This is a genomic window from Aminobacter sp. P4_H6_2 (genome assembly GCF_056400805.1).
The window spans coordinates 1-3,128 of sequence record NZ_JBFUKO010000615.1 but is presented as its reverse complement, the minus strand read 5'-3'; the positions used below and the strand labels follow the sequence as shown (position 1 = coordinate 3,128).

The following is a 3,128-nucleotide window of genomic DNA, read 5'->3' as shown; positions in this document are numbered from 1 at the left end:
GCATTGTGGATGTACGCGCGGGGGAACCGCGAACAGCCCTCAATGTCCAAGGAAGAAGTCATGGCCAAATCATCGACTCGCTCATCCGGAAAAATGGCAACGATCCATGATCAGAAACTACAGCGCGGCGAAGGGGGCGAACTGCATCAATTCGCCGAAGGCGATACCCCGGTGCTCACCACCGCCCAGGGTGGCCCGGTTGCCGACGATCAGAATTCGCTGAAGATCGGCGCACGCGGGCCAACGGCGCTTGAAGACTTCCACTTCCGTGAGAAGATCTTCCATTTCGACCACGAGCGCATTCCCGAGCGCGTCGTGCATGCCCGGGGCTACGGCGCGCATGGCTATTTCGAGACCTACAAGTCGTTGGCCAAATACACTCGAGCGGACATCTTCCAACGTGCTGGGGAAAAGACTCCAGCCTTCGTGCGCTTCTCGACGGTTGCGGGCTCCAAAGGTTCGGTCGACCTGGCACGCGACGTTCGAGGTTTCGCGGTCAAGCTGTATACCCAAGAGGGCAACTGGGACATTGTTGGCAACAACATCCCCGTGTTCTTCATCCAGGATGCGATCAAGTTTCCCGACATCATCCATGCTGTGAAGCCGGAGCCCGATCGCGGCTTCCCACAGGCGCAATCCGCACACGACAACTTCTGGGACTTCATATCGCTGACCCCTGAGAGCATGCACATGGTCATGTGGGTCATGTCCGACCGGGCGATCCCGCGCTCCTTCAGGTTCATGGAGGGCTTCGGCGTCCATACGTTCCGGATGGTCAATGCGAAAGATGAATCGACCTTCGTGAAGTTTCACTGGAAGCCGAAGCTTGGGCTTCAGTCAGTCGTGTGGAATGAGGCCGTCAAGATTAATGGCGCGGATCCCGATTTCCACCGCCGTGATCTGTGGGACGCGATCCAGTCCGGCAATTTCCCCGAGTGGGAACTCCAACTCCAGCTCTTCGATCAGGATTTTGCCGACAGCTTCGACTTCGATATCCTTGATGCCACCAAGCTCATCCCGGAAGAACTGCTGCCACCCATCCCGGTCGGCCGCCTGGTTCTGGACCGCATGCCCGAGAATTTCTTTGCCGAGACCGAACAGGTCGCGTTCATGACGCAAAACGTGCCACCCGGCATCGACTTCTCCAATGACCCGCTATTGCAGGGCCGCAACTTTTCCTACCTGGATACCCAGCTCAAGAGGCTGGGCAGCACCAACTTCACCCACATTCCGATCAATGCCCCGAAATGCCCATTCAATCACTTCCAGCAGGACGGGCACATGGCGATGCGCAATCCTGTCGGTCGCGCAAATTATCAGCCGAACTCGTGGGGCGATGGCCCGCGTGAATCACCACAGCGCGGGTTCCGATCCTTCGAAGATGTCGAACAAGGGCCGAAGCAGCGGATACGTGCTGAAAGCTTCGCCGATCATTACAGCCAGGCACGTCAGTTCTTCAAAAGCCAAAACGCAATCGAACAAGGCCATATCGCCAATGCGCTGACCTTTGAATTGAGCAAGGTAGAAAACCCTGCGATCCGGGAGCGGATGGTCGCCCATTTGCTCAACATCGATGAGAGTCTAGCGGCCACAGTCGCCGAGCAGCTGGGTATCAAAGATCTCCCACCACCCGCAGATTCGGCGGTGGAGGTCCGTGACGATCTTCCGACGTCGCCATCATTGAGCATCATCGAAAATGGCCCCAAAAGGTTCGAAAGCCGCAAAGTGGGGGTGCTTGTAAGCGACGGGGCAGATGCCAGTCTTTTGGATAGCCTTCGTTCGGAGCTCGCGAAAGAAGGTGCATCCATGGAGGTGATTGCGCCCAAGGTCGGTGGTGCCGAGGCCGCTGGTGGAAACTGGATTGATGCCAAACACATGATTGGCGGCGGGCCCTCCGTCCTGTTTGACGCTGTGGCTATTGTGGTTTCGCAGGAGGGTGGGCAGCAATTGTCCGATGTGGCACCTGCGAGGGACTTTGTTGCCGACGCCTTCGCGCACTGCAAGTTTATCGCTTATGTCGAAGCAGCCAGGCCCCTGATGGAGAAGGCTGGGATCGGAGACGATCTTGACGAGGGTATACATCTGATCGGGGGGCGTGGCGACGTCGCAGCCTTCGTTCAAAAACTAGCGGCTCTTAGATTTTGGGCACGAGAACCGAGAGTTAGCCTATAGGGGCGCCCTACAGCGGCATGCGGCCGCTGTAGGGTCTTGTCACGTTATCTGAAAAATGGTTGCGCCGATCCCGGTGGTGCTCAATTCACGCGAGTTTCCCAACAGCAACCTTCCATTCCCCCATCGCTTGCAGGCGGTGATTGTGGATAGCGAGAGCAGAGCGTTTTGAACGGGGCGGGACGAWCAGATTGCGAAGAGCCGAGAAGAAGATGACGCGTTGGAGGCTTCCTGGCGATCGGAAACCCTGCATCGTCCTTTCGCGTTTTCGCAGCGGCAGATGCGAATTCTCGGCTCGATTGTTCAGCCCCTTGTGCGATCGGTGCTCGACGTCCGACATCACTAAACGCCGCTGCAGAAGGTCGTCATCGCACTAGGCGCGCATGGTTTCGCGCAAGGCCCCACGTCCACGCAACATAGGGAGTCCCAGGGTCACCAGCACGAAGGCGGCGGTCACGACCTTCAGGTCGCTTGGTTGCAGTCCAAGTGATAGCGCCAGCGACACGAGCTGATAGTAGACCGCCGCTCCGACGACAGGCGCCAGCAACTGCCGGGTCACTGTCTGCCGTCCGGTAATTGTCTCTCCGATCACCAGCGAAGCAAGACCATTGATCAGGATGCCGGTACCCATGCCGACATCGGCATAGCCCTGCAACTGTACGATCAGCGCGCCCCCCAGTGCAGTCAGGCCAGAAGCGATGCCCAGTCCAACGATCGTGTATGTCCAGATGCTGATGCCGAGCGATGGCGCCAAGTCCGGATTTATGCCGACGACGCGCAGGGCGGCTCCTGCTTGCGTGGCTAGATACCAGCGCAATGCGAGCAGAACCGCGCCGATCAGTACGACGAATGTGACGACCTGCAGCCACACGTCGGTCAGGATGGCAGGGTTGATCTGCATGAAGATGTTGTCGGCGTTGAACAAGGCGATGTTTGAGCGACCAAGGATGCGCATATTC

2 protein-coding genes and 1 pseudogene are annotated in these 3,128 nt (G+C 58.0%); 1 reads left to right on the top strand and 2 read right to left on the bottom strand.

Features of this window, described 5'->3' with window-relative positions; genetic code table 11:
- Positions 1–60 precede the first annotated feature (60 nt).
- Positions 61–2,172 (top strand): catalase, encoded by a 2,112-nt coding sequence (katE, locus tag AC1DUU_RS27480; RefSeq protein WP_476786515.1) that lies wholly within the window; start codon positions 61–63, stop codon positions 2,170–2,172.
- A gap of 85 nt (positions 2,173–2,257) precedes the next feature.
- On the opposite strand, the pseudogene AC1DUU_RS27475 reads toward katE, so the two are convergent.
- Positions 2,258–2,503, bottom strand: a pseudogene (locus tag AC1DUU_RS27475) (DDE-type integrase/transposase/recombinase); the annotation flags it as partial.
- Positions 2,504–2,542: 39 nt separating this feature from the next.
- Positions 2,543–3,128 (bottom strand): ABC transporter permease (locus AC1DUU_RS27470; protein WP_476786514.1); only part of this gene is annotated, 586 nt, incomplete at its 5' end.

Bases quoted from the DNA above. Each gene is read 5' to 3' on its own strand.
- katE (WP_476786515.1), top strand. From the start codon at position 61: ATGGCCAAATCATCGACTCGCTCATCCGGAAAAATGGCAACGATCCAT.